Below are 24428 nucleotides of genomic sequence, written 5' to 3'. Positions count from 1 at the left end.
TGTCGGCGAAACCGGGTTTTCCGGGATCTTTCGGAAATTCAGCCGGAAAGCCGCACCGGGCGTTCCAGCCGCACCCCGGCCTGCTCCAGCCAGGCCCGCAGCGGACCGTCCTGCCCGGCCTCCGCGGCGGCCGCCACCACCGGGGCCAGCGTGGCCCGGGGAGCCGCGCGGGACAGCAGCACCGGGCCGTCCAGCCAGTCCAGGCCGGGGCTCGCGGTGCCCGCGTCCACCGCCGCGCAGCAGACCGTGGCGGTGAGGTGCTCGACCAGCAGATCGCGTCCGCTGCGCACGGGAGGCAAGGGGGGCGCGACCTCGGCGGCGCGCGCCACCCTGCCCGCCAGTGCGGCCGCCAGGGTCTCGGCCTCCCCGGCCGCCAGCCGGGCCAGCAGCTTGTCCAGCGCCGGGCCGGTGTGCGGGCGGTCGTCGTCGCCGAGGACGGCCTGCAGCGCGGCGGCGCTCTCCCGCCAGCCGTGGTCCACCACCTGCTCCGGGTAGTCCTCCCAGTCCAGCGGCTGCCAGCCGCCCGGCGGCTCCTCGTGCAGCAGCTCGGCGGCCAGCAGGGACACCCGGGCGTCCACCGCGCCGGGCTCCTCCAGCAGGTCGCAGGCGGGACGGTCGCCGAGCCGGTCCCCGTAGCTGTCGGCCAGCCGGTCGCGGCGGGACAGCTCGGTGAGCGCGGCGACCACGCCCGCGTTCAGGTGCGAGGGGTGCCGGCCGAGCCGCCAGGCGGGCAGCGCGACCCGGGTGAGCAGCCGGTCCCAACCCGCGTACGCCAGGCCGACCTGCTCCTGGGCGGCCACCCGCAGCCCGTAGTCCACGGCCTTGGCCTGCTCGGACGCCCACGCGGCGACGGCGTGCTCCAGCTCGGCGGAGTGCTCGCGGCAGGCCCCGAGCAGCCGCCGGTCGACCCGCTCGGCCAGCGCGGCGGGGCCCCGGCGCCGCTCGCCGAGCGCGGCGTCCAGGGTGCGCAGCCAGCGGCGGGCCGCCGCGATGTCCGGGTCGGCGGCGGCCGCGGTGCCCGCCACCACCGGGGCCAGCAGGGCGCGCAGCTCACCGGCCCGCATCCACCACAGGAACGGGGAGCCGATCACCAGCACCGGCGCACCGGGCACGGACCGCCGGCCCGGTGGGTGCGGCTCCTCCAGCCAGCTGTCGCAGTCCGGGGTGAGCGCGATCGCGGCGGGCGCCGGAACGTCCAACCGCCCGGCGAGCTCCTCGATCAGGCGGTACAGCTCGGGCGCTTCCGCCCTGGTCAGCGGCACCGCAGGGGTGACCGGGGGGACGGCCCGGCGGTGCGCGCGGGCCACCAGGGCAGCCAGCAGCAGCGTCAGCGCGGCGACCGCCCCGACCGCCCAGCGGATGCCGTCCCACAGCGGGGCGTCCGGCGAACCGGCCGCGCCTATCCGTCCGGTGAACCGCCCGACCAGCAGCACCACCGCGCAGGCGGTGGGCAGCGCGGCGGCGGCCACGGCCCGTCCGCGAAGACGCAGGACGGCCCGGGCTCGTGCGCGTGCGGTGTCCGATGCAGCCATCGCCGCGGCACCCCCTTCGCAGCCGACTCGACTCGATCAATTCCGGTACGGGAAGCGGCGGGTGCCGAACCCGGTGGTGCGACTCGCGTGGCGCTTTCCTGCCAGTCTCGACGCCCCGGTACGGGCGGGTGTTCCGGAACCCCGGGGAGACCACCCGTCCTGGTGACACCACGGCGGGACGCGCCACCGCTCTCAGCATCCCCCGGGCGCACCCCGCCGACGAGCCGCGCCCGCGCCGGTCACCCCGCCCCTGCGCGATGCAGCGCACCCTACGGCGCGGGCTCGCACCCCGTCAGCAGGATGACCAACAGATCACCCGAAGGACTGCTTTTTCGAGCTGCGGCCCGCTCCGCCGCGACCTCGGGAAACGCCGCGGGGCGCTGCGTCCGGACGGGTCGGTCCGGTCGCAGCGCCCCGCGAGGGCACCAGGGCCTGCCTAACTACTGCGCGGCCTTCGCCGCGATGTCGGTGCGGTGCTGGGCGCCCTTGAAGGAGATCTTCGCCAGGCCCGCGTACGCCTTGGCCCGGGCCTCGGCGAGGTCCGCGCCGGTGGCGGTGACGGACAGCACCCGGCCGCCCGCGGTCAGCACCTCGCCCGCAGCGCCCGACGTGGTGCCGGCGTGCAGCACGAACGCGGTGCCGTCGGCCTCCGCCTCGTCCAGGCCCTCGATCGGGTCGCCGGTGCGCGGGTTCGCCGGGTAGCCCTCGGAGGCCAGCACCACGGTGACCGCGGCGTCCTCGTCCCAGCGCAGCGGCTCCAGCCCGGCCAGCGTGCCGTTGGCGGCGGCGAGCAGCACGCCGGCCAGCGGGGTGCGCAGCCGGGCCAGCACCACCTGGGTCTCCGGGTCGCCGAAGCGGGCGTTGAACTCGATCACCCGGGTGCCGCGCGAGGTCAGCGCCAGGCCCGCGTACAGCAGGCCGGAGAACGGGGTGCCGCGGCGGCGCAGCTCGTCGACGGTCGGCTGGAGAACGGTGGCCAGCACCTCTTCGACCAGGCCCTCGGGGGCCCACGGCAGCGGCGTGTAGGCGCCCATGCCACCGGTGTTGGGGCCCTGGTCGCCGTCCAGTGCGCGCTTGAAGTCCTGCGCGGGCACCAGCGGCAGCACCGTGGTGCCGTCGGTGATCGCGAACAGCGACACCTCCGGACCGTCCAGGTACTCCTCGATCACCACACGGTCGCAGCCCTTGGCGTGCTCCAGCGCGACGGCGCGGTCCTCGGTGACCACGACGCCCTTGCCGGCCGCCAGGCCGTCGTCCTTCACCACGTACGGGGCGCCGAACGCGTCCAGCGCCTCGGCGGCCTCCTGCTCGGTGGTGCACACGTACGACCGCGCGGTCGGGACGCCGGCCCCGGCCATCACGTCCTTGGCGAAGGCCTTGGAGCCCTCCAGCTGGGCCGCCTCCGCGCTCGGGCCGAACACCGGGATGCCGGCCGCCCGCAGCGGGTCGGCGACACCGGCCACCAGCGGAGCCTCCGGGCCGACCACCACCAGGTCCGCACCCAGCTCACGGGCCAGCGCGGTGACCGCGGCGCCGTCCGACTGGTCGACCGGATGCAGGGCGGCCACCCGCGCGATCCCGGCGTTGCCCGGGGCGCAGTGCAGCTCGGTGACAGCGGGATCTTGGGACAGGGAGCGGCACAGGGCGTGTTCGCGGGCGCCGCCGCCGATGACGAGGACCTTCACGCCTCGCAGCCTAGTCGGTGGCCCGTTCCGCACCGTCGGCGGCTCCGTACGAAGCTCCAACGACCGACGAATCCGACCCACCCCGTTCACGCGAAAGCACAGTCACCGCTCGAACGGCTGCACCGTCACACCGACGGCCCCGGTTCACCTCGCTCGGACGGGTGAAATCCGGCCGGGCAGCACAACCCTCCGACCTCGGCTTCCGGAGGTGAAATCACATAACGATCACTCCGGAAGCGCCCCCACGGTCAGCCATTTGGCGGTAAGAAGTGCTGTTGGACAAGGACCCGGCCGCATGCCGGGCACGGCACCATGGGCGGCTCCGCCACGCCCGTACCGAATCGATTGTCCGCACCGCACCGCCAGTCCCGGTACCCGCCGGGCCTCCGCAGTCACCCCGCCACAGGGAGCGCCACAGGTGAGCCAGCCGGAAATGCAGCCCGAGGAGAGTCCTTGGGGCAAAGAGGTCGCCGATGACGACCAGCCCGTCCCGGGCTCCGGCGGACGGACCCACACCCGCCGCCGCTCCGACCTGAGCGCCCGTCAATTCCCGCTGGGCGACTGGGGAGAGCCCGCCGAACGCCTCGAAGAGCTCTACCGCTGGTCCGAGGAACGGGCCGTCGAGGCCATCGAGTGGTACCGCCGCGACCGCGTCTGGAAGCGCCGCTGGGCCCGGCTGCTCCGCTTCGCCGCCGGCGTCTTCACCGTCGGCGGCATCACCGCCCCGATCGTCTCCCTCACCGGCGTCCTCCCGCACACCCTCGAATGGGGCTACGCCGGCCTCGCCCTCGCCGCCGCCGCCCTGCTCGCCGACCGCGCCTTCGGCCTCACCTCCGGCTGGATGCGCGACGTCTCCACCTCGCAGGCCCTCCAACGCCGCCTGGAAGCCTTCCAGTTCGACTGGGCCTCGGAGTGCGTGCGGGAAGTCCTCGGCCCCACCGAAGGCACCGCCGGCGAGGCCGCCGAACGCTGCCTCGGCGTGCTGCGCCGCTTCTGCGAGGACGTCTCCGACCTGGTCCGCAGCGAGACCTCGGAGTGGATGCTCGAATTCCGCGCCGGCATGAGCCGGCTCCCCACCCAGGCCCCGGGCCCGTGGAGCAACCGCACCGAGGTCGGAACCGGCGCGCAGGTCCGCGTCCTCCCCCCACCGGGCACCCGCCCCACCATGCCCCGCCAACGTCCCCCGGAGGGGCCCCTCCGCTGAAGGGATGCCGGGGGCAAGCGCGGGCGGGCGCGAAAACAGGGACGCGTGGAGGTACCTCCCGGCGCCCCTGGTGGTGCTCTCCCTGCTTCCCCGCCCGCTCAGGCGAAGACGATCATCGAGCCCTGGGTGACGCTGCGGGTCGCGGCCGAGTAGAGGCCGGCCCAGGCGTGGCGTTCACGGGCGAAGGGGTGCTGGAAGTCGTCGATCGGCGGCCCGAAGGGCTGTTCCAGCTGGGTGGGGCCGAGCGGCCGGGTGGGGGCCGGGGGGTTGAGCGGGTCGATCCCCAACAGCGGTGCCACCGCCAGGAGTTCGCGGAGCAGCCCCTGCGAGGACCCCAACGGCCCGCCCGCGGCGAGGAGTTCGTCGGCGACCAGCGGAACGGCGAAGTCCACCGGAATGTACGCGCCGGCGTGGTCGAAGTGCCAGACCAGGTGCGACTGTTCGGCGGTGGCCTCGAACATCTCCAGGAGCTGTTCGTAGTCGCTGCCGAGCGCGTCCACCGGCGCCACCTCGAAGCCGGTGAGCCCCAACAGGTAGGCGCGGCGCAGGAAGTGGAGCGAGTCGTAGTCGAACGCGGCTATCGTCTCGACGTCGCCGGAGAAGCCGGGAACGTAGGGGTTGACCGGGACGGGCGGCAGCCCGTACTGGGCGAGTACCCCGTTGTAGCGGTTGAGGTCGTCCCGGAACGGGTTCTCGGGGCTGTGGGTGAGCACGTCCACGAGCGGGACGAGCCAGAGGTCGCAGGCCATGGGCCGGCTCATCCTCTCGATCGGGCGGGGCAACGGTCCCCAACCCTACCGGCCCGTGGCGGGCTCTCCGCGCCCCGGCCGGAACGACCGGGTGAAGCGTCCGGGCGGCACGAATCTGGGCAGCGGGACGCGCCCCAACCCGACGGCGTCGTGCGGTGGTTGGGCGGCGGCCGGGCCGTCGACCCGGTCGGCTGACGGGGTGTCGGGCGGGTCCGTCCCGCGCAGCAGCCGCAGGACGGCGAACCCTTCGAGGGAGTGCCCGAGCAGCCCGGCGAGCAGTTCGATGGTGAACAGGTTGTAGTGGGCGACCATCCGCCGGGCGCCGTCGTGGTCGCGGGCCTCGATCCGGTCGACGAGTTCGCCGTGCCGGTCCCAGCAGACGCCGGCCAGGTCGTCGGCGGCCCGCAGGTGCGGGGCGGCGAACATCCAGGACTGGACGCGCAGCCAGCCGAGGTAGTCGGAGATCCGCTCGTTGCAGAGGATCGCCGCGGCCTCCTGCCAGAACCGCAGGTCGCAGCCGACCAGCACGTCGAGGTGGCCGGCCCGGGCGGCGCGGGTGGCGGCGACGGCGCGGCGGCGCAGCGAGACCGTCCGCGACCAGTCGTAGGGGTGCTCCCGGCGGCCGAGGTGGCGCAGCGCGTTGTCGGTGAGCAGGGCCCGGGCCTCGAAGATCTCCAGGTAGTCGGCCCAGGTGAACTCGGGGACGGTGAAGCCGCGGTGGGGTTCGCTGACCAGCAGGCCCTGGGCGGCGAGATCGACCAGGGCCTCGCGGGCGGGGGTGGCGGAGACGCCGTAGATCTCGGCGATCTCCTTGACGGTGAAGTTGCGGCCGGCGGGCAGCCGGCCGGCCATCATCTCGTCCCGCAGGGCGTCGGAGATCTGCTCGCGGAGGCTGTTGCGCCGGATCAGGGCGCGGCCGCTCCCGGCTCCCGCAGCGTTCATGGCCCACCCCCTCTCCGGGTCGTGCCGACCGCGGCCGGACCCAGCTCCCAAAACGGGCACAGATTACCCCGGAATGGTCAATCCGGACCAAGGTACGGCGATTTGCGGCCAGATATCAGCGTTGTACCGGTGCCGGAATACCGAGCAGCCTGTCCCGGTGGACCGGGAATTCGGCGCGGCACTCGGCGACCTCGGCGGGGTCGAACTCGACGGTGAGCACCTGCTCGTCCGGCCCGGCCTCGGCGAGCACCCGGCCCCACGGGTCGACGACCAGGCTGCGGCCGGCCTGTTCGACGCCGCCGTGCGTGCCCGCGGTGTTGCAGGCCAGCACGTAGGCCTGCTCCTCGACGGCGCGGGCGCGGGCCAGCAGGTTCCAGTGCTCGGCGCGCCGGGCGGGCCAGGCGGCGGGGACCACCAGCAGCTCGGCGTCGGCGTCCAACAGCGCCCGGAAGAGTTCGGGGAAGCGCAGGTCGTAGCAGGTGGCGAGGCCCAGGGTGGCGAAGCCGGCGTCCACCGTGACGATCTCCTGGCCGGCGCCCATCACCACGGCCTCGCCGGTGTCGAAGCCGAAGCGATGGATCTTGCGGTAGGTGCGGACCAGTTCGCCGTCGGGGGCGAACAGCAGCGAGGTGTTGTAGATCGGCCCGTCGGGATCGCGTTCGACGATCGAACCGGCGTGCAGCCAGCAGCCGACCGCCCGCGCGGCGGCCGACATCGTCTCGGCGGTGGGCCCGTCGAGCGGTTCCGCGCCGTCCGACCACGCGTCGTACGCGAAGCCGCCGACCGGCCACAGCTCGGGCAGCACCACCAGGTCGGCGCCGTCCTGGGCACGGACCAGCGCCGCGGCCCTGGCCCGCCGTTCGGCGGCCGGCTCGGTGTCCGAGACCGCGAGTTGGATCAATGAAGCGCGCACAGTACCACCGTCCACGACAAGAGTCCTACGATCGTCACCCGAAAGCGCTGCCCTGCTCTCACCCGGCAGCGTAACGTGCCGTATGCGCGTCCGTGCGAAGGTCTCGGCAGCCCGGGCGACGTGGGACGACGCAAGCCGACGGAGGGGCCGGAGATACCAGTGACGGACAACCAGACTGTGCAGGCGTACACCGATGCGTGGACGCAGTCGATCGAGTCCATATCCGAGCTGCTCGCCCCGTTGCCGACCGACGCCTGGAACCGCGCCACCGAGTGCCCGGGCTGGTCGGTTCGCGACGTGGTGTCGCACATCATCGGCGTCGAGTCGGAGCTGCTCGGCGACCCGCGCCCGATCCACGCGCTGCCCCGAGACCTGCCGCACGTCCGCAACGATTTCACCCGGTACGTGGAGCTGCCGGTCGACAAGCGCCGCTGCTGGACCTCCGTGGAGATCACCAGCGAGCTGGAGTACACGGTGATCCGCCGCTCGCGGGCGATCCGCAACTCCCGCCACTCGGCGGAGGACATGGTGCGCTGGCCGGCCGGCCCGCTGTCCCGGGAGGTCTCGTACGCGACGCTGCTACGGCTGCGCGCCTTCGACGTCTGGGTGCACGAGCAGGACCTGCGCCGGGCGCTGCGCGAGCCGGGCAACCTGGACTCCCCGGCCGCCCTGGTCACCCGCGACCTGCTGATCGACTCGCTGCCGAAGCAGGTGGCCAAGGAGGCGGGCGTCCCGATCGGCAGCACGGTGCTGTTCGACGTGGCCGGCGCGGTGCCGTTCCAGCGCACCGTCCGGGTCGGCGCGCACGGCCGGGGCAGCGTGGACGAGTCGGTGGACGCGGCCCCGGACGTGCAGCTGTCGATGGACTGGCAGACCTTCGTGCGGCTGTGCTGCGGCCGGGTGAACCCCGAGACCGCGCTGGTCAACGTGGTCGGCGACCAGGAACTGGGCAACCGGGTGCTCGCCCACCTGACGAGCACCCCCTGACCTCCGGTCAGTCTCGCCCGGCTGCGGCCAGCTTGCGCCGCAGCCGCAGGATCATCGCCGTCCCGAGCAGCAGCGGCAGCAGCTGGAAGCAGAACGCCAGCTGGTAGGCGTGCGCGCCGTAGCTGTCGCTGCCCGGGTCGGCGAGGGCGTCCAGCAGCACGCCGATGCCCAGCAGGGTGATCACCGAGCCGATGAAGCCGCCCATGTTGGCGATGCCGGACGCGGTGCCCATCCGCTCCGGCGGGTTGTGGGCGCGGGCGTAGTCGAGGCCGATCAGCGAGGCCGGGCCGTTGCTGCCCATCACCAGGATCAGCACCACCAGCAGCCACAGCGGCGGCCGGCCGTGCGGCCAGGCCAGGGTGACGGTCCAGCAGAGCGCGGTGGCGCCCAGCACGATGAAGGCGACCGGCAGCCGCAGCCCGGCGGAGCGGGAGAGCAGCCGGCCGAACAGCAGGCCGAACGCCATCCCGCTGAGCACCAGCAGGCTGAGCAGCCCGCTCGCGCCGGCCCGGGACATGCCCTGGCCCTCGACCAGGTAGGGCAGCCCCCACAGCAGACCGAACGCGGACGCCGGGAACGCCGTGGTGAAGTGCACCCACAGGCCGAGCCTGGTCCCGGGCTCGGCCCAGGCGGCCCGGATCAGCCCGCCGACCGGCACCCGGCCGCCGCTCTGCTGCGGCAGCACGGGGGCGACCGCGCCGGGCGGGGCGTCCCGCAGCAGGGCCAGCACGGCGACGAAGATCGGCACGCCGGTGAGCGCGATCACGCCGAAGGTGCTGGTCCAGCCGGCCGTGTGCAGGGCCTGCGCCAGCACCACGGTGGTGACGAGGTTGCCGCCCATCCCGACCAGCCCGGTGAGCTGGGCGACGAACGGGTTGCGGGCGGCCGGGAACCAGCGGGCGGCGATCCGCAGCACGCTGATGAAGGTCATCGCGTCGCCGCAGCCGATCACCGCGCGGGACGCCAGCGCGGGCGCGAACGCGGTGGAGAACGCGAACGCCAGCTGGCCGGCGCTCATCAGGGCCACCCCGAGCAGCAGCACCCGGCGCGGGCCGCTCCGGTCGACCAGCAGGCCGACCGGGATCTGCATCCCGGCGTACACCAGGACCTGCACTATCGAGAAGGTGGACAGGGCGGAGGCGCCGATGCCGAACCGTGCGGCGGCGTCCAGGCCGGCCACGCCGAGGCTGGTGCGGTGCACCACGGCGAGGACGTAGACGCTGACGCCGACCGACCAGGCGAACCAGGCGGCCCGCCCACCGGGCGGGTGCAGGACGGCGGCGGGGAATCCGGCGGCGCGGGGGGCCGCTTGGAGGTCGTCGGCGCGACGGGGAGCGGGTACGGACAGGGACGGTGCAGTGGGGACGGGGTCCACGCTCATAGTGCAATCAGGCTAGTCATCCCATCACCTGACATTTCGGCCAGGGTGCGAAGTCGGCCCGAAATCGCCGCGCGCCCCGCTCAGTCGGAGAGTGTCCAGCTCACCGTGCGGGTCATGTACTGCGCGCGGAACGCCTCGTCGCGCACCCAGTCGGTGGTGTCCTGGACGGTCGCGGTGACGGTGTGCCGGTGTCCGGGCGCCAGCCCCAGCGCGGCGGTGTCCAGCCAGGTGCCGTCCGCGGTGCCGGCGTCCACCGGCCGACCGTCCACCGTCCAGCCGATCCGCAGCTGGCGCGGGCCGATCAGGGCCAGCGGCCGCACGTGCAGCTTGGGCCGCCCGTCCACCTGCCCGGGAGCGGGCTCGGGGGCGTCGGCGGGCTTCACCCGGCGGTACAGCTGCTCGACGATCGCCTCCCGGGACGGCAGGTTGTACACCCCGCCGAGGCTGCGCATCACCGAGTCCTCGGTCGGCCGGAACAGCCCGTTGGCGCTGCGGTACGCGCCCACCGGGCCGCCGCCGTCCGGCGAGACCGCGCCCAGCCAGCGCCACCACTTGACCTTCTCGTGCGCCATCTCCTCGGCGTCCGCCGGCGAGAGGTTCGGGTAGTCCGGGTCGCTCGGGGCGCTGTCGTACTCGTCGCCCAGCAGGCCGACGGTGTGGCCGATCTCGTGCTGGATGATCCGCCCGGCGTCCGGGCTGCCGCCGGCCAGCGTGGTCACCCCGGTGCCGCCGGCCCCGCCGTACTCGGTCGAGTTGGCCAGCGCGATCAGGTACTGCGGGCCCTCGCCCTGCCCGGCCCAGCGGGCGGTGGCGGCCTCGTCCGCGCACAGCAGGCGTGCGGTGCCCTCGCACCAGAAGTGCATGCCCAGCGGGGTCGCGGGGGACTTCCCGGCGCTCTCGCTCTCGGCGATCCCGGCCGCCGGGGAGACCACGTCCACCCGCCGTATGTTGAAGAACTCCTGGTAGGTGCGGAACGGCTCGATGTCCAGCAGCGCGTGCCAGGCCCGGTCCGCCTGCTCGTGGAACAGCTGCTGCTGGGCCGCCGTGTAGCCGTCGCCCAGCAGCACCAGGGTGATCCGGTTGGCCGGGTCGCCGGACAGCCGCAGGTCCACGGCGGGCGCGCCGGGGGCCCGCAGGTCGGGACGGGCGGCGGGCGGCGCGGCCCGGTCCGGCCCCGGCAGCGGCGGGCCTATCGCCGTGGACGGCGAGGGCGAGGCCAGTTCCACCACGACGGGCAGCGCGGCGGCGGCGGCGAGCAGCAGGGCGGCCGCGGAACGCATCACGGGACCGGGAGCACCGGACGGCATACGGGGACATCCTCGCTCGACGACACCCGGCCCGACTGCGCGGGTGGCTGGTCGCACAGACGTACCCGTCCCGGCCCCGGGCCCGGACGGCCCGCCGCGAAACTCCCTCGGGCGGCGCAATGCACGATCCGCCCCGACGGCCTGCCGCAATCACCGCACGGAAACGATCGGAGCAAGCAATTCCGAATGCCCGCAACGGAGTTGTAAAGGTCGAACGGGCCGCCCCGGAGCGGGGTACTCTGCCGGTCGGAATCATCCGGGGGGAAAGGCGGCGGAGATGGAGAACGGGCCGGAAACGGACCCGCGCAGGGCATTCGGACGGGCCCTGCGGGCCCTGCGGCAGGGGGCCCGGCTGACCCAGCAGGAACTGGCCGTCAAGGCGGGCCTGGGCATCCGCACCCTGTCCGACCTGGAACGCGGCACGGCCGGCCCGCGCCCGGCCACCGCCACGCTGCTGGCCGCCGCGCTCGGCCTGGACCGGGTCGGCAGCCACGCCTTCCACACCCTGGCGCACGCAGCCTGGCGCACCGCCCGGGGCTGAGGAACGCGTCGGGCCCCGCTCCGCGAACGGAGCGGGGCCCGACGGCCGGGGCGGATCAGCCCCAGGTGATCAGGCGCTTCGGGTACTCCAGGATCGCGGCGCAGTCCGCCAGCACCTTGGAGCCGAGCTCGCCGTCCACCAGGCGGTGGTCGAAGGACAGCGCCAGCGTGGTGACCTGGCGGGGCACCACCTTGCCCTTGTGCACCCAGGGCAGCTCCCGCACCGCGCCGAAGGCCAGGATGGCGGCCTCGCCGGGGTTGAGGATCGGGGTGCCGGTGTCCACGCCGAACACGCCGACGTTGGTGATGGTGACGCTGCCGCCGGACATGTCCGCCGGGGAGGTCTTGCCCTGCCGCGCGGTCTCCACCAGCTCGCCGAGCGAGACGGCCAGCTGGGAGAGGGTCTTGGAACCAGCGTCCTTGATGTTCGGGACGATCAGCCCGCGCGGGGTGGCCGCGGCGATGCCGAGGTTCACCGCACCCTTGATCACGATCTCCTGGGCGGCCTCGTCCCAGCTGGCGTTGATCTCCGGGTGCCGCTTGATCGCGGTGAGCAGCGCCTTGGCGACCAGCAGCAGCGGGCTGACCCGCACCCCGGCGCCCAGTTCGCCGCTCTCCTTGAGCTTGCGCACCAGCTTCATCGTCCGGGTCACGTCGACCTGGACGAACTCGGTGACGTGCGGTGCGGTGAACGCCGAGGCCACCATCGCCTGCGCGGTGGCCTTGCGGACGCCCTTGACCGGCACCCGGACGTCCCCGACCGCGGTCGGCACCGGCAGCACGGGCTGCTCCGCCACCGGAGCGGACACCGGCTCGGCCACCGGCGCGGCGGCCGGCTCGACGACCGTCCCGGCCGCGGTGGCGGCCGCGGCGTGCACGTCCTCGCGGGTGACCACGCCGTTCGGGCCGGTCGGCCGCACGGTGCGCAGGTCGATGCCGAGGTCCTTGGCGAGCTTGCGCACCGGCGGCTTGGCCAGCGGGCGCTCGCCCTCCGCGACCACGGCCACCGGAACGGCCGGGGCGACGGGAGCGGCCGGGGCGACGGGAGCGGCCGGGGCGACGGGCACGACCGGCGCTGCGGGAGCGGCCGGCGCCGCCGGGGCGGTGGCCGGAGCACCGTTGGTGCGGCGGGCCCGGCGCTGCGCCGAGCCGGTGCGCGGGCCGTAGCCGACCAGCACCTCGCGGCGCTCGGGCTCGGGCTCGGCCTCCGCCTCCGCCGGGGCGGCGACCGGAGCCGCGGCGGGCGCGGCCGGTGCCGGGGCGGCCCCGGCGACGGCCACCGCGATGATCGCGGTGCCGACGTCGACGGTGGTGCCCGCCGGGAAGTGCAGCGCCTCGACCACGCCGGTGAACGGGATCGGCAGCTCGACCGCGGCCTTGGCGGTCTCCACCTCGCAGACCACCTGCCCGTCAGTGACGGTGTCGCCCGGCTTGACGTACCAGGTGAGGATCTCCGCCTCGGTGAGGCCCTCGCCCACGTCGGGCATCTTGAACTCGCGGAGCCCAGTGGTTCCGTTGGTCATCTTCGCTCCCCGCTCAGTACGCGAGCGCGCGGTCGACGGCGTCGAGCACACGGTCGAGGTCGGGCAGGTAGGTCTCCTCGACCCGCGACGGCGGGTACGGGGCGTGGTAGCCGCCGACCCGCAGGATCGGCGCCTCCAGGTGGTAGAAGCAGCGCTCGGTGAGCCGGGCGGCGAGTTCCGCGCCCAGGCCGAGGAAGACCGGGGCCTCGTGCACCACGATGCCGCGGCCGGTGCGCTTGAGGGACTCCTCCAGGGTCGGGAAGTCGATCGGCGACAGCGAGCGCAGGTCGACCACCTCCAGGTGGCGGCCGTCCTCCTCGGCGGCCTGCGCGGCCTCCTGGCAGACCTTCACCATCGGCCCGTAGGCGATCAGCGTGGCGTCGGTGCCGGGCCGGACGATGCGCGCCGAGTGCAGCGGCAGCATCGGGTCCTCGCCGACCTCGCCCTTGTCCCAGTAGCGGCGCTTGGGCTCCAGGAAGATCACCGGGTCGTCCGACTCGATGGCCTGGCGCAGCATCCAGTGCGCGTCGTGCGCGTTGGACGGGCTGACCACCCGCAGACCGGCGGTGTGCGCGAAGTACGCCTCGTGCGACTCGCTGTGGTGCTCCACCGCGCCGATGCCGCCGCCGAACGGGATGCGGACGGTGACCGGCATCTTGACGTGGCCGAGCGCGCGGGCGTGCATCTTGGCGAGCTGGGAGACGATCTGGTCGAAGGCCGGGTACACGAAGCCGTCGAACTGGATCTCCACCACCGGGCGGTAGCCGCGCAGCGCGAGGCCGATGGCGGTGCCCATGATGCCGGACTCGGCGAGCGGGGTGTCCATCACCCGGTCGTCGCCGAAGTCCTTCTGCAGGCCGTCGGTGATGCGGAAGACGCCGCCGAGCTTGCCGATGTCCTCGCCCATCAGGACGGTCTTCGGATCGTTCTCCAGCGACTTTCGGAGCGCTCCGTTGAGCGCCTTGGCGATGCTGAGCTGGCCGGCCATCAGTGCTGCTCCCCCTCGAAGGAGGCGGCGTACGCCTCGTACTCGGCGCGTTCCTCGTCCACCAGCGGGTGCTGCTCGGTGTAGACGTGGTCGAAGATCAGGGTCGGGTCCGGGTCCGGCATCGAACGGACGCCCTCACGGACGCGCAGGCCCAGCTTCTCGCTCTCGGCCTCGACCTCGGCGAAGAACGCCTCGTCGCCGAGGCCCTCCTTCTCCAGGTGCGCCTTCAGCCGCAGGATCGGGTCCTTGGCCTTCCAGGCCTCGGTCTCCTCGGACTGCCGGTAGCGGGTCGGGTCGTCGGAGGTGGTGTGCGCGCCCATCCGGTAGGTGAACGCCTCGACCAGCACCGGGCCCTGGCCGGTGCGGGCGCGGTCCAGCGCCCAGCGGGTGACCGCGAGGCAGGCCAGCACGTCGTTGCCGTCGACCCGGACGCCGGGGAAGCCGAAGCCGGAGGCGCGGCGGTACAGCGGGATGCGGGTCTGCACGGTGGTGGGCTCGGAGATCGCCCACTGGTTGTTCTGGCAGAAGAACACCACCGGCGAGTTGTAGACCGAGGCGAAGGTGAAGGCCTCGTTGACGTCGCCCTGGCTGGAGGCGCCGTCGCCGAAGTAGGCGATCACCGCGTCGTCCGTGCCGTCCTTGGTGATGCCCATCGCGTAACCGGTGGCGTGCAGGGTCTGCGCGCCGATCACGATGGTGTAGAGGTGGAAGTTCTTCTCGTTCGGGTCCCAGCCGCCGTTGTTCACGCCGCGGAACATGCCGAGCAGGTTCAGCGGGTCGACGTCGCGACACCAGGCCACGCCGTGCTCACGGTAGGTGGGGAAGGCGTAGTCGCCGGGGCGCATCGCCCGGCCGGAGCCGACCTGCGCCGCCTCCTGGCCCAACAGCGAGGCCCACAGGCCGAGTTCGCCCTGCCGCTGGAGCGAGGTGGCCTCGGCGTCGAAGCGCCGCACCAGTACCAGGTCCCGGTAGAGCGCGCGGAGCTCCTCCGGCGTCACGGTGAGCGGATAGTCCGGGTGCTCGACCCGCTCGCCCTCCGGGGTCAGCAGCTGGACGAGTTCCGGCGCGGCAGAGCCTGCACTGGCTTTGTCAGGAACGCCGGGGGCGGCCTTCTTGCGCGCCCTCGTCGTGCTTTTGACGGTCACGTTCACTCCCTCGGTCTGTCCGGCCGCCCGGGGTCGCCGGTGGCCGGTCCGGTCGCCCTCCCGACCCGCGCGCGTGGGTGTGCGCGCCAGCACGGGCAGGCGGTGTTCCCTTTCCGACGGCGTCCCTCACGAGAACGTTACCCAGCGGCACCCCTTGGCGCTCTTGCGCTAGGACGTCCTAGTTGTTCTCCGGTCGGGGAAACCGCCGATGTGACGGGGCTTACCTTCCGGTCAGGACACCAGCGCACGGTATCCGGGCACGGCCCGCTGCGAAAGGGGGTAACGCCCATCGATTTGTGCGACGCTTTGCAAATGACAGATAACGGACATATCAGGGTGTTTCTCCTCGATGATCACGAAGTGGTCCGAAGAGGCGTGCACGACCTGCTCTCGATGGACGGCGACATCGAGGTCGTCGGCGAGGCCGGCACGGCCGCCGAGGCGCTGAACCGGATTCCGGTGGTCCACCCCGACGTGGCGGTGCTGGACGTCCGACTCCCCGACGGGAACGGCGTCGAGGTGTGCCGGGAGATCCGCTCGCAGCACCCGTCGGTGAAATGCCTGATGCTCACCTCGTTCTCCGACGACGAGGCGCTGTTCGACTCGATCATGGCGGGCGCCTCGGGATATGTCCTGAAAGCGATCCGCGGCACCGACCTGCTCTCCGCGGTGCGCGATGTCGCGGCCGGCAAATCCCTGCTCGACCCGGTCGCCACCAGCAGGGTGCTGGCCCGGCTCCGCGACGGTGGCGAGAAGGAGGACGAACGAATCGCGCAGTTGACGAAACAGGAGCGCCGCATCCTGGATCTGATCGGCGAGGGGATGACGAATCGGCAGATCGGCAATGAACTGCACCTGGCCGAGAAAACCGTAAAAAACTACGTCAGCAGCCTGCTGGCGAAGATGGGCATGGAGCGCCGGACCCAGGTCGCCGCGTACGTCGCGCGCCGCCGGACGGACCAGCAGCACTGAGATCACACCGAACACTCTCTGTCAAGTCGCTATCACGCCGAGTAATACGCTCTGCTCCGTGACGTACGGTCAGACCCTCTCCCTCGCGCCGGCCCGCCCGGACGCCACCGCTCCTCCCATCGGCACCCTCAGCCCCCCGGTCGCGCACGCCGCGGTGTCCGGGGTCCTGCGCGCCTACCGCACCGCACCGCCCGAGACGGTGGCGCCGGTGGCGGAAGGACTGCTCAACCGCGGCTACCGGATCTCGGCCACCGACGGCGCGACGTACTTCCTGAAGTGCTACGTCGACCGCGCCACGGCCAACCGGACGACCGTCCTCCGCCAGCACCGCGCCACCGCCGCACTCGCCGCCCTCGGCCTTCCGGTACCGCCGCCGCTCCCCAGCGCGGACAACCGGACCGTCACCGCGTACGGCGGCCGGCTGTTCGCGCTCTACCCGTGGGTGCCCGGAAGCCACCGCCACGGCACCGAACTCGACCCCGCCCGGTGCGGCGAACTCGGCGGCCTCCTGGGAGCACTGCACGGCGCACTCCGCGACATCTGCGCCCCGCTGCGCCAGCCCGAAGCGGTGCTCAGCGCCGAGGTCGAGGAGACCGAGCGGATCGTCCTCGAACTGCGCGGGCTGGCCCGGACGCACCGCCCCTACGGACCGTTCGACCGGCTCGCCGAGGACCGCCTGACCGAACGGCTGGACCTGCTCGCCACGCACCGGCGCCGCCGCCCCGGACCGACCGACGCGCCGCCCACCGGCTGGACCCACGGCGACTTCCACGGCCTGAACGTGCTCTACCGGGGCGACACCGTCAGCGCCGTCCTGGACTGGGACAAGCTCGCCCCGCACCCGGTCGCCGAGGAGGCCGTGCGGGCCGCCACGCTGCTGTTCAACGACCGCGCCACCGGCGTCCTCGACCTGGTCCGGGTCCGGCACTGGGCGCGCGCCTACCGGGCCACCGGGGCCGCCAGCGCCGAACAGGTCGCCGCCGCGGTCCACCGGGTGTGGTGGGAGCGGCTGAACGACCTGTGGATGCTGCAGTGGCGCTACCAGCGCCGCGACCACCGGGCAGACCCGCTGTTCCCGGCCGCCGCCGGGCAGCTCACCTGGTGGTGCCAGGACTACGAGCAGGTCATGGACGCGTTCGCGAACTGACCTGCCCGCGGCCCCCGGTCAGCCGGTCAGCGGCTGGGTCACCCCGCCGGGCAGGCTGGTGGTCGGCTTGGGCGACACCCCGGTGCCCTCGCTCGGGCTGGCCGGCGGCGAGCTCTTGTCGCCGGACGCGCTCGCCGACGGCGAGGGCTTCGTCGAGTGCGAGGGGCTGGCCGAGGCGGACGCCGACGGGCTGGCCGAGGCGGAGGCGCTGGCGGACGGAGACCAGCTCGGCGCATCCGTCTGGCGGCCGGTGCCCTGGCCCTTCGTCGGTGGGACGGTGGTGGGGTGCTCGGTCTGCTCGCCGGAGGACGGGCTGCCGGTGGAGGTCGCCGGCAGCTTCGGATCCTGGTCGTTGGACGGGTCGCCGTGGTTGGCGGTCAGCGCCAGCGCCACCCCGATGGTGGCGGCCAGCACCAGGGCGACCGCGCCCAGCACCCAGCCCCACGGGTTGCGGCGCGGCCGCTCGTCCGGGCCGTCGCCTTCGCCGTCGTGGCTGCCGCCGTTGCCGCCGCCCACGCCCGGGTACGGGTGCGCGGGCGTCTGGTAGCCCGAGGCCATCGGGTACGGCAGGGCCTCGGTCCGGGCGGTCGGGGAGCCGACCGCACCGAACGCCTCGGTCGGCGCGGCGGAGCCGGCCGGCGGGGTGCTGTCCCAGCCGTTGGCCGCCAGGCCCGCCGCATCGGCCGCGTACCCCGCGGCGACCGCGCCGTGCAGCTGCCGCAGCGCGTGCTGCACGTGCGCCCGGAACTCGTCGGCGCTCTGGAAGCGGTCGTCCGGGTTCTTCTCCAGCGCCCGCAGCACCAGCGCGTCCAGCTGCGGCGGCACCCGGTCGTTCACCCGGGACGGCGGCACCGGCGCGTCCTGGACGTGCTGGTACACCACCGCGAGCGGGGTCTCGCCGACGAACGGCGGCCGCAGGGTGAGCAGTTCGTACAGCATGCAGCCGGCCGCGTACAGGTCGGAGCGGTGGTCGACGGCCTTGCCGAGGGCCTGCTCCGGCGACAGGTACTGCGGGGTGCCCATCACCATGCCGGTCTGCGTCATGGTGGTGGCCGCGCCGGTCAGCGCCCGGGCGATGCCGAAGTCCATCACCTTGACCGCGCCGCCGTTGGTGATGATCACGTTGGCGGGCTTGATGTCCCGGTGCACGATGCCGTGCTGGTGGCTGTAGGCCAGCGCCTCCAGCACCCCGGCGGTGATGATCAGCGCCTGGTCGACCGGCGGCGCCTCCTCGGCCACCAGCAGCTCGCGGACGGTGCGGCCCTCGACCAGCTCCATCACGATGTACGGGGTCGACTCCTCGGCCTGCTGCTCCTCGCCGGTGTCGTAGACCGCCACGATCGCGTGGTGGTTGAGCGCGGCGACCGAGTGTGCCTCGCGGGTGAAGCGCAGCCGGGCGGTGTCGTCCTCGGCGAGTTCGGAGCGCAGCAGCTTGACGGCCACCGTGCGGCCCAGTCGAAGATCCTGCGCGGCGAACACCTCGGCCATGCCACCGCGGCCCAGCCGCCCGGTCAGCCGGTAGCGGCCGTCCCCGACGGTGGAGAAGGGAACCGCGTTGCCCCGACCGGGAGTTGCCGACCCGACCGGGAGCACCTCGGTGGGGCCGGTGACCTCGCGGGCCCGGCCGTCGCCCTCGTCCCGCCCGTACTGCGCAGGGACGTCCCGGTGGTCCGCCCGGCCGTCGTCCGGTCGTTCGCTCTGACCCATCGCTCCTCGCCCCGGGCATTCGCTCGGCACGCGTTCGCCCTGTCGGTTCCGTCCTCAGAACGCTACCGCCTCGCGCCCGTCGACGTGGCACGGGACGGCGTGTGCGGGGCTCACAGCGGGCGCTGCGAGCCTGCTCCGGGGCCGAGTTCGGGCCGGCGGACTCAGAAGGTCGAGTTGCCCGAGGAGGCGCTGGCCACCGCGATCGCCACGATGATGATCGCAAGAACGATCACACCGACGATCACACCGACCACGATCAGTGCGGTCGAACAGCCATTGCTGTTGTTCGGCGGCGGCGGGTACGGCATCGGCGGGCCCGGCATCGGCTGCGGCGGGAACGGCTGCTGCGGGAACGGCGGCGGCGTGGCCTGCGGGAAGCCCTTCTGGAACTGCGGCGGCGGCTGCGGGAACGGCTGCGGCGTCTGCGGAGCCTGCGGGAACGGCTGCGGCGTCTGCGCGTACGGCGGCGGGGTGTGCGGCGGCGGCGTGTGCGGCCCGGGCGCCGGCGGGTACGGCTGCGGCGGCATGTGCGGCGGCGGGGTGCCCAGGGTGCCGCTCACCGGCGGGAAGTTGGTCAGCGACGGCGCGGCGTGCACCGACCGCGGGCCCTCGCCGATCACCAGCGGGGTGGACGCCTGCAGCGGCGTGTTGCCCTGCTCCCCCGCCGCGACCCGCTCGACCTCCTCGCGCATCGCCTCCGCCGTCGGGAACCGGTGCGCCGGGTCCTTGCGCAGCGCCTGCGCCACCAGCGCGTCCACTGCGGGCGTGACCGTCCCGTTCAGCGTGGACGGGGCCGGCGGGGTCTCCTGCACGTGCTTGTACGCGATCGAGAACGCCGAGTCGCCGTCGAACGGCAGCTGCCCGCTGAGCAGCTCGAACAGCATGCAGCCCACCGAGTACAGGTCGGACCGGGCGTCCACGCTCTTGCCGAGGGCCTGCTCCGGCGACAGGTACTGCGGGGTGCCGACCACCATGCCGGTCTGCGTCATCGACGTCACCCCGGACTGCAGGGCGCGCGCGATGCCGAAGTCCATCACCTTGACGACGCCCTTGGTGGACACCATCACGTTCGCCGGCTTGATGTCGCGGTGCACCAGCCCCTGGTCGTGCGAGGCCTCCAGCGCCGACAGCACCGCCGCGGTGATCTTCAGCGCCTGCTCGGTCGGCATCGCGCCGCGGGTGGTCACCTGCTCGTCCAGCACGTCCTTCAGCGAACGGCCCTCGACGAACTCCATGACGATGTACGGCGTCGCCGTCCCGTCCGGCCCGACGTCCTCACCGGAGTCGAACACCGAGACGATGTTGGTGTGCTGGAGCCGGGCCACCGCCTGCGCCTCACGCCGGAACCGCTCCTTGAACGAGGCCTCCCGGCCCAGTTCGGTGTGCAGCGTCTTCACCGCGACCTGACGGTCCAGCACCGTGTCGTACGCGAGGTGGACGGCCGCCATGCCGCCCTGTCCGAGCAACCGCTGCAGCACGTACCGGCCGTGGCCGAGCGAGTGGCCCTCGGTGGTGCCCTCAGTCATGTCCCAGCTCCCCCTCGGCGCCCGGTACTTCCGAACAGGGGCCAGGGTAGCGGTTCGGGGCCGCGCCGCAGCGCGGCCCCTGAGAGCCGCTAGAGGTACGGACCGGACCGCATGCCGCGGCCCGGGCCCGGCTCGTCCAAGTCGCCCTCCGCACCGTGCAGTCCGGGCGGCAGCGCCCGCCGCATCTGCTCCAACTGCGCCCGCGCCGCCATCTGCTGGGCGAACAGCGCGGTCTGGATGCCGTGGAACAGGCCCTCCAGCCAGCCCACCAACTGCGCCTGCGCGATCCGCAGTTCGGCCTCGGTGGGGATCTTGTCCTCGGCGAACGGCAGCGACAGCCGCTCCAACTCCTCGACCAGCTCCGGCGCCAGGCCCAGCTCCAGCTCCTTGATCGAGCTGGCGTGAATGTCCTTCAGCCGGGCCCGGCTCGCCTCGTCCAGAGGCGCCGCCCGCACTTCCTCCAGCAGCTGCTTGATCATGCTGCCGATCCGCATCACCTTCGCGGGCTGCTCGACCATCTCGGTCACCGGCAGCTCGCGCGGCTCGTCGTCCTCGCCACCCCGGCCGAGCCCGCCGGCCGGGGCGGTGCCCACCGCCATGCCGTCCGGTCCGACGATCAGCACCGTCGGGCCGTCCTCGGACTTCCCGCTCGACGTCTGGCGAGGCTCCTGCTGCGACCGCTCGTTCATCGGGTTGGTCATAGCTCCTTCATATGCTTCGTCCATTGCGGAGGTCAACGGACCTGGCCCCCGGATCGTCCCACCCTGCGGGTACCCGCGTCGCGCGACCTCACCGCCGACGCAGCCGCATTCCGACCAGGCCGAGACCCAGACCGATCATGCCCAGTCCGACGCCCAACGGCAGCTGTTTCGCGGACGGGTCGCCCAGGCGCAGCGGGCCGACCGGCACCACCGGGCCGGCCATCGGCGCACCGCCCGCGACCACCGCATCGTCCCCGCCCGCCCCCGCCGCCGGCTCGACCGCGTCCTCGTCGCTCCCCGCCGCCCCCTCACGCTGCGCCCCCTGATCCGGTCCGGCTGTCCCCACGGACGGCTCCGCCTGCACCCGGGCCGGGGCCTGCGCCGGTGACGGTGCCGGTGCCGGTGGCACGGCTGGCCGGTGGTGGTGCCCGCGCCCGGGCCGGCCGGGCGGCGGGCCGCCCGCCGGTTCCTCGCTCGGCACTCGCACCGGGGGCTCGGCAGAGGGCTGTGCCGAGGGCTCCGGCCTCGGGCTCGGCTCCGACGTCGGCTCCGGCTTCGACGCGGCCGCAGTGGGCTCGCTCGGCGCGGGGCCGGCCGCGGACGGCGCGGCGACGGGTATCGGTGTCCGGGACGACACGGACGGTACGGACGGCACGGACGGCACGGACGGCACGGACGGTGCGACGGGAGCGGGGCTCGGGGAGCCTGCCGTCCGGGTCGCGCTGGGAGCGGCGGGCACCGGAACCGGTACGGGGACGGTCGGGACCGCCCCGGATATCGCGCCGTCGGTCGGCGCGGCCTGCTGCCCGGACTGCCCCGACGCGGCGGCCTGCCCGAGCTGCTCCTCGGCCTGCCCGCGCGCGGCGTCGAACTGCTCTCCGGCCTGCTGCCGGGCGGCGTCCACCTGCGCCTGGGTCTGCTGACGGGCATCGGCCGCCGGATCGACGGCGAAGACGGGGGCGGCCAGCAGCAGCGGCAGCGCCAGGCCGGTCAACGCGGCCCTGCGGAGCAGCGCGCCGGGGCGGGCGGTGGGGGTGCGGCGCGGGGCCGGGGGCACGGGGCGGCGGCGAGCGAGCATGGAAAGCAGGTCCTCCCGACGGCCGCCCGCAACGAGGTGCGGGCGGAGGCGGAACAGCTTTCGACCAGCCTCACACACCCGGGCATTTCGGGCATTTCCGCCGCCCCGGGCCCCGGTCTCACACCTCCAGGACGACCTTCCCGACCTGGCTGCCGGCCTCCACCACGCGGTGCGCCTCGGCGGCCTCGGCGATCGGCAGGACCCGGTCCACCACCGGCCGGACCACACCCGACTCGACCAGCGGCCAGACGTGCTCGCGGACGGCAGCGACGATCGCCGCCTTCTCCGCGAGCGGCCGCCCGCGCAGGTTGGTGGCGACCACGGCGGCCCGCTTGCGGAGCAGGGTCGCCAGGTTGAGCTCGGCCTTGACGCCGCCCTGCATGCCGATCACCACCAGCCGGCCGTTGACGGCGAGGGCGTCCACGTTCCGCTCCAGGTACTTGGCGCCCATGATGTCGAGGATCACGTCGGCCCCGCCGAGCGCGGCAAGCTCGGCGACGAAGTCCTGCCGCCGGTAGTCGATCAGCACGTCCGCGCCGAGTTCCGCGCACCGGGCGAGCTTCTCCGGGCTGCCCGCGGTGACCGCGACCCTCGCCCCGACCGCCTTGGCCAACTGGATCGCCATGGTGCCGATGCCACTGGCGCCACCGTGCAGCAGCACCGTCTCGCCGGGGCGCAGGTGCGCGACCTGGAAGACGTTCGACCACACCGTGCACGCCACCTCGGGCAGCGCGGCGGCCTGCGCCGGCGTCAGCCCCTTCGGCACCGGCAGCAGTTGACCGACCGGCACCGCCACCTGCTGGGCGTAGCCGCCGCCCGCCAGCAGCGCGCACACCTCGTCGCCCACCGCCCAGCCCGCAACACCCGGGCCGAGCGCGGAGATCCGGCCCGCGCACTCCAGGCCCGGATAGGGCGAACTGCCCGGCGGCGGATCGTAGAAGCCCTGACGCTGCAGCAGATCGGCCCGGTTGACCGCGGTCGCGACGACCTCGACCAGCACCTCGCCGGCCGCCGGAACAGGATCGGGAACCTCGGCCCACACCAGCCGCTCGGGGCCGCCGGGCTCGGGAATCGTGATGGCTCGCATGGCCGCCACGCTACGCCCCCGCCCACCGGACACCCCCTCCCCCCGCCGTCAACCGGCAGTCCGTCAAGGGCTGCCGCCGGTACCGGACAGGGTGGCGACACTCCGCCCCCGGGGTCGGCCGGTGACGCCTCCACCCCTCATCCTTGTGCCTGTGCCGAACTCCAATCCGCCCGCCGACCAGGGCGCCCGGCCGTCCCGGCTGACACTCAGTCGCTTCCGGGACCAGGGCGCCGAAGACACCGACCCCGCCCGCCGGATCGCGCTGCCCGCCCGCCGAACCCGCCCACCGACGCGGCAGGTCGCCTTCCGCCTGCTGCTCGCGCTGGGCGTGCTGGTCGCCACCACGCTGATCGTGTACCTGGATCGCGGCGGCTACAACGACAACGCGGACACCTCGGTCAGCTTCCTCGACTCGGCGTACTACGCCACCGTCACCCTCTCCACCACCGGCTACGGCGACATCACTCCGGTGAGCGACAGTGCCCGCCTGGTCAACATCTTCGTGATCACGCCGCTGCGCGTGGTCTTCCTGATCATCCTGGTCGGCACGACTCTCGAAGTGCTCACCGAACGCACCCGCCTGCAGTGGCGGATCGAACGCTGGAGGCACACCGTGCGGGACCACACCGTCGTCATCGGCTACGGAACCAAGGGCCGCAGCGCCGTGGACACCCTGCTCGGACAGGGCGTCCCGAAGGACTCCATCATCGTCGTCGACCCGCAGGCCCGCGCCATCGACCAGGCCACCCACGACGGCCTGGTCGGCGTCCTCGGCGATGCCACCCGCACCGCCACCCTGATGCGCGCCGAGCTCCCCCGCGCCGCCCAGGTGGTGGTCGCCCCCGAACGCGACGACACCGCCGCCCTGATCACCCTGACCGCCCGCCAGCTCAACCGGGGCGCCACCGTGGTCGCCGCCGTCCGCGAGGACGAGAACGCCCCGCTGCTGCGACAGAGCGGCGCCGACGTGGTCGTCACCTCCTCCAGCTCCGCCGGCCGCCTGCTCGGCATGTCGATGCTCAGCCCGAACGCCGGCGCCGTGATGGAGGACCTGCTCACCTACGGCAACGGCCTGGACGTCGCCGAACGCCCCGTCACCAAGGCCGAAGCCGGCCGCAGCCCGCGCGAACTGCCCGACCTCGTGGTCGCCGTGGTCCGCGGCCGCCGCGTGCTCAACTACACCGAACCGGAGGCGGCCGTGCTCCAACTCACCGACCGCCTGATCGTCATCAAGCCCGGCGCACCCGTCCCCCAGTGACCCCCGGTTCCACGTGGAACACCCCACCCGGCCCGGGTTCGGCAAGGATGCGCGGC

The 24428-nt window shown here is 73.6% G+C and carries 20 protein-coding genes and 1 pseudogene; 6 read left to right on the top strand and 15 right to left on the bottom strand.

What is annotated here, in order from left to right; translation table 11 throughout:
• Nucleotides 1-38: 38 nt before the first annotated feature.
• Together AMK19_RS00595 and purD are read right to left on the bottom strand one after the other, a co-directional pair.
• A complete protein-coding gene (locus AMK19_RS00595; RefSeq protein WP_073807172.1) occupies nt 39-1532 on the bottom strand; it encodes a hypothetical protein in 1494 nt (497 codons plus the stop codon).
• 440 nt (nt 1533-1972) lie between these two features.
• Nucleotides 1973-3217, bottom strand: a complete 1245-nt coding sequence (purD, locus tag AMK19_RS00590) for a phosphoribosylamine--glycine ligase (RefSeq protein WP_073807170.1) — start codon at nt 3215-3217, stop codon at nt 1973-1975.
• A gap of 418 nt (nt 3218-3635) precedes the next feature.
• Between purD and AMK19_RS00585 the strand changes: the two genes are divergently transcribed.
• A complete protein-coding gene (locus tag AMK19_RS00585; protein WP_443134980.1) occupies nt 3636-4421 on the top strand; it encodes an SLATT domain-containing protein in 786 nt (261 codons plus the stop codon).
• 98 nt (nt 4422-4519) lie between these two features.
• Here AMK19_RS00585 and AMK19_RS00580 read toward each other — a convergent pair whose 3' ends face one another.
• The 3 genes from AMK19_RS00580 to AMK19_RS00570 all read right to left on the bottom strand — a co-directional run bounded on the left by AMK19_RS00580 (nt 4520) and on the right by AMK19_RS00570 (nt 7025).
• On the bottom strand, nt 4520-5170 hold the full coding sequence (locus AMK19_RS00580; protein WP_073807167.1) for a hypothetical protein: 651 nt from the start codon (nt 5168-5170) through the stop codon (nt 4520-4522).
• A gap of 45 nt (nt 5171-5215) precedes the next feature.
• Nucleotides 5216-6112, bottom strand: a complete 897-nt coding sequence (locus AMK19_RS00575; protein ID WP_073807166.1) for a GntR family transcriptional regulator — start codon at nt 6110-6112, stop codon at nt 5216-5218.
• Between the two features lie 115 nt (nt 6113-6227).
• Nucleotides 6228-7025: a carbon-nitrogen family hydrolase gene (locus AMK19_RS00570; protein WP_073807164.1), complete on the bottom strand. Its 798-nt coding sequence runs from the start codon at nt 7023-7025 to the stop codon at nt 6228-6230.
• 159 nt (nt 7026-7184) lie between these two features.
• Between AMK19_RS00570 and AMK19_RS00565 the strand changes: the two genes are divergently transcribed.
• The gene (locus AMK19_RS00565; RefSeq protein WP_073807163.1) at nt 7185-8012 is read left to right on the top strand and encodes a maleylpyruvate isomerase family mycothiol-dependent enzyme; all 828 of its coding nucleotides are present in this window, start codon (nt 7185-7187) and stop codon (nt 8010-8012) included.
• 7 nt (nt 8013-8019) lie between these two features.
• Here the strand turns inward: AMK19_RS00565 and AMK19_RS00560 are convergent, their stop codons facing one another.
• Nucleotides 8020-9393, bottom strand: coding sequence for an MFS transporter (locus AMK19_RS00560; RefSeq protein WP_083646409.1), 1374 nt, complete (start codon nt 9391-9393; stop codon nt 8020-8022).
• Nucleotides 9394-9473: 80 nt separating this feature from the next.
• Nucleotides 9474-10673 (bottom strand): M64 family metallopeptidase, encoded by a 1200-nt coding sequence (locus tag AMK19_RS00555; protein ID WP_158071846.1) that lies wholly within the window; start codon nt 10671-10673, stop codon nt 9474-9476.
• A gap of 304 nt (nt 10674-10977) precedes the next feature.
• Here AMK19_RS00555 and AMK19_RS00550 point away from each other — a divergent pair, with 304 nt between their 5' ends.
• Nucleotides 10978-11241 carry a helix-turn-helix domain-containing protein gene (locus AMK19_RS00550; protein WP_073807160.1) on the top strand — a complete coding sequence of 88 codons (264 nt, stop codon included), beginning with the start codon at nt 10978-10980 and terminating at the stop codon, nt 11239-11241.
• Between the two features lie 55 nt (nt 11242-11296).
• On the opposite strand, the gene AMK19_RS00545 is transcribed toward AMK19_RS00550, so the two are convergent.
• Genes AMK19_RS00545 through pdhA form a run of 3 tightly spaced genes read right to left on the bottom strand, consistent with a single transcriptional unit; the run spans nt 11297 to nt 14896 of the window.
• On the bottom strand, nt 11297-12763 hold the full coding sequence (locus AMK19_RS00545) for a dihydrolipoamide acetyltransferase family protein (RefSeq protein ID WP_073807158.1): 1467 nt from the start codon (nt 12761-12763) through the stop codon (nt 11297-11299).
• A 13-nt stretch (nt 12764-12776) separates the two neighbouring features.
• Nucleotides 12777-13751 carry an alpha-ketoacid dehydrogenase subunit beta gene (locus AMK19_RS00540; protein WP_073807156.1) on the bottom strand — a complete coding sequence of 325 codons (975 nt, stop codon included), beginning with the start codon at nt 13749-13751 and terminating at the stop codon, nt 12777-12779.
• A complete protein-coding gene (gene pdhA / locus AMK19_RS00535) occupies nt 13751-14896 on the bottom strand; it encodes a pyruvate dehydrogenase (acetyl-transferring) E1 component subunit alpha (protein WP_073808248.1) in 1146 nt (381 codons plus the stop codon). Before pdhA ends, AMK19_RS00540 begins: the two co-directional genes overlap by 1 nt.
• 312 nt (nt 14897-15208) lie before the next feature.
• Here pdhA and AMK19_RS00530 point away from each other — a divergent pair, with 312 nt between their 5' ends.
• Both AMK19_RS00530 and AMK19_RS00525 read left to right on the top strand, forming a co-directional pair.
• Nucleotides 15209-15868, top strand: a complete 660-nt coding sequence (locus tag AMK19_RS00530) for a response regulator (protein WP_073807155.1) — start codon at nt 15209-15211, stop codon at nt 15866-15868.
• Between the two features lie 58 nt (nt 15869-15926).
• Nucleotides 15927-17015 carry a phosphotransferase gene (locus AMK19_RS00525; RefSeq protein ID WP_083646408.1) on the top strand — a complete coding sequence of 363 codons (1089 nt, stop codon included), beginning with the start codon at nt 15927-15929 and terminating at the stop codon, nt 17013-17015.
• A gap of 18 nt (nt 17016-17033) precedes the next feature.
• Here the strand turns inward: AMK19_RS00525 and AMK19_RS00520 are convergent, their stop codons facing one another.
• The 5 genes and pseudogenes from AMK19_RS00520 to AMK19_RS00500 all read right to left on the bottom strand — a co-directional run bounded on the left by AMK19_RS00520 (nt 17034) and on the right by AMK19_RS00500 (nt 23114).
• Nucleotides 17034-18722, bottom strand: a complete 1689-nt coding sequence (locus AMK19_RS00520) for a protein kinase domain-containing protein (protein WP_073807153.1) — start codon at nt 18720-18722, stop codon at nt 17034-17036.
• A gap of 206 nt (nt 18723-18928) precedes the next feature.
• A pseudogene (locus tag AMK19_RS37890) lies at nt 18929-20248 on the bottom strand (protein kinase domain-containing protein); the annotation flags it as partial.
• A gap of 89 nt (nt 20249-20337) precedes the next feature.
• The gene (locus AMK19_RS00510) at nt 20338-20949 is read right to left on the bottom strand and encodes a bacterial proteasome activator family protein (RefSeq protein WP_073807150.1); all 612 of its coding nucleotides are present in this window, start codon (nt 20947-20949) and stop codon (nt 20338-20340) included.
• An 88-nt stretch (nt 20950-21037) separates the two neighbouring features.
• Nucleotides 21038-22027, bottom strand: coding sequence for a hypothetical protein (locus AMK19_RS00505; RefSeq protein WP_073807148.1), 990 nt, complete (start codon nt 22025-22027; stop codon nt 21038-21040).
• Between the two features lie 118 nt (nt 22028-22145).
• Complete coding sequence (locus AMK19_RS00500) at nt 22146-23114, bottom strand: NAD(P)H-quinone oxidoreductase (protein WP_073807147.1); 969 nt, start codon at nt 23112-23114, stop codon at nt 22146-22148.
• Between the two features lie 151 nt (nt 23115-23265).
• Here AMK19_RS00500 and AMK19_RS00495 point away from each other — a divergent pair, with 151 nt between their 5' ends.
• Nucleotides 23266-24372 carry a potassium channel family protein gene (locus AMK19_RS00495; protein WP_241844180.1) on the top strand — a complete coding sequence of 369 codons (1107 nt, stop codon included), beginning with the start codon at nt 23266-23268 and terminating at the stop codon, nt 24370-24372.
• The last annotated feature ends 56 nt before the right edge of the window (nt 24373-24428 follow it).

The sequence above is a fragment of the Kitasatospora sp. CB01950 genome (assembly GCF_001905465.1).
Classification (GTDB): Bacteria; Actinomycetota; Actinomycetes; order Streptomycetales; family Streptomycetaceae; genus Kitasatospora.
This window is presented reverse-complemented; position numbering and strand designations above follow the sequence as displayed.

Coding starts and splice junctions, on each gene's coding strand:
- AMK19_RS00595 (WP_073807172.1), bottom strand. CDS start 1,532: ATGGCTGCATCGGACACCGCACGCGCACGAGCCCGGGCCGTCCTGCGT.
- AMK19_RS00580 (WP_073807167.1), bottom strand. CDS start 5,170: ATGGCCTGCGACCTCTGGCTCGTCCCGCTCGTGGACGTGCTCACCCAC.
- AMK19_RS00575 (WP_073807166.1), bottom strand. CDS start 6,112: ATGAACGCTGCGGGAGCCGGGAGCGGCCGCGCCCTGATCCGGCGCAAC.
- AMK19_RS00560 (WP_083646409.1), bottom strand. CDS start 9,393: ATGAGCGTGGACCCCGTCCCCACTGCACCGTCCCTGTCCGTACCCGCT.
- AMK19_RS00555 (WP_158071846.1), bottom strand. CDS start 10,673: ATGCGTTCCGCGGCCGCCCTGCTGCTCGCCGCCGCCGCCGCGCTGCCC.
- AMK19_RS00550 (WP_073807160.1), top strand. CDS start 10,978: ATGGAGAACGGGCCGGAAACGGACCCGCGCAGGGCATTCGGACGGGCC.
- AMK19_RS00545 (WP_073807158.1), bottom strand. CDS start 12,763: ATGACCAACGGAACCACTGGGCTCCGCGAGTTCAAGATGCCCGACGTG.
- AMK19_RS00540 (WP_073807156.1), bottom strand. CDS start 13,751: ATGGCCGGCCAGCTCAGCATCGCCAAGGCGCTCAACGGAGCGCTCCGA.
- AMK19_RS00530 (WP_073807155.1), top strand. CDS start 15,209: ATGACAGATAACGGACATATCAGGGTGTTTCTCCTCGATGATCACGAA.
- AMK19_RS00520 (WP_073807153.1), bottom strand. CDS start 18,722: ATGGGTCAGAGCGAACGACCGGACGACGGCCGGGCGGACCACCGGGAC.
- AMK19_RS00510 (WP_073807150.1), bottom strand. CDS start 20,949: ATGACCAACCCGATGAACGAGCGGTCGCAGCAGGAGCCTCGCCAGACG.
- AMK19_RS00505 (WP_073807148.1), bottom strand. CDS start 22,027: ATGCTCGCTCGCCGCCGCCCCGTGCCCCCGGCCCCGCGCCGCACCCCC.
- AMK19_RS00500 (WP_073807147.1), bottom strand. CDS start 23,114: ATGCGAGCCATCACGATTCCCGAGCCCGGCGGCCCCGAGCGGCTGGTG.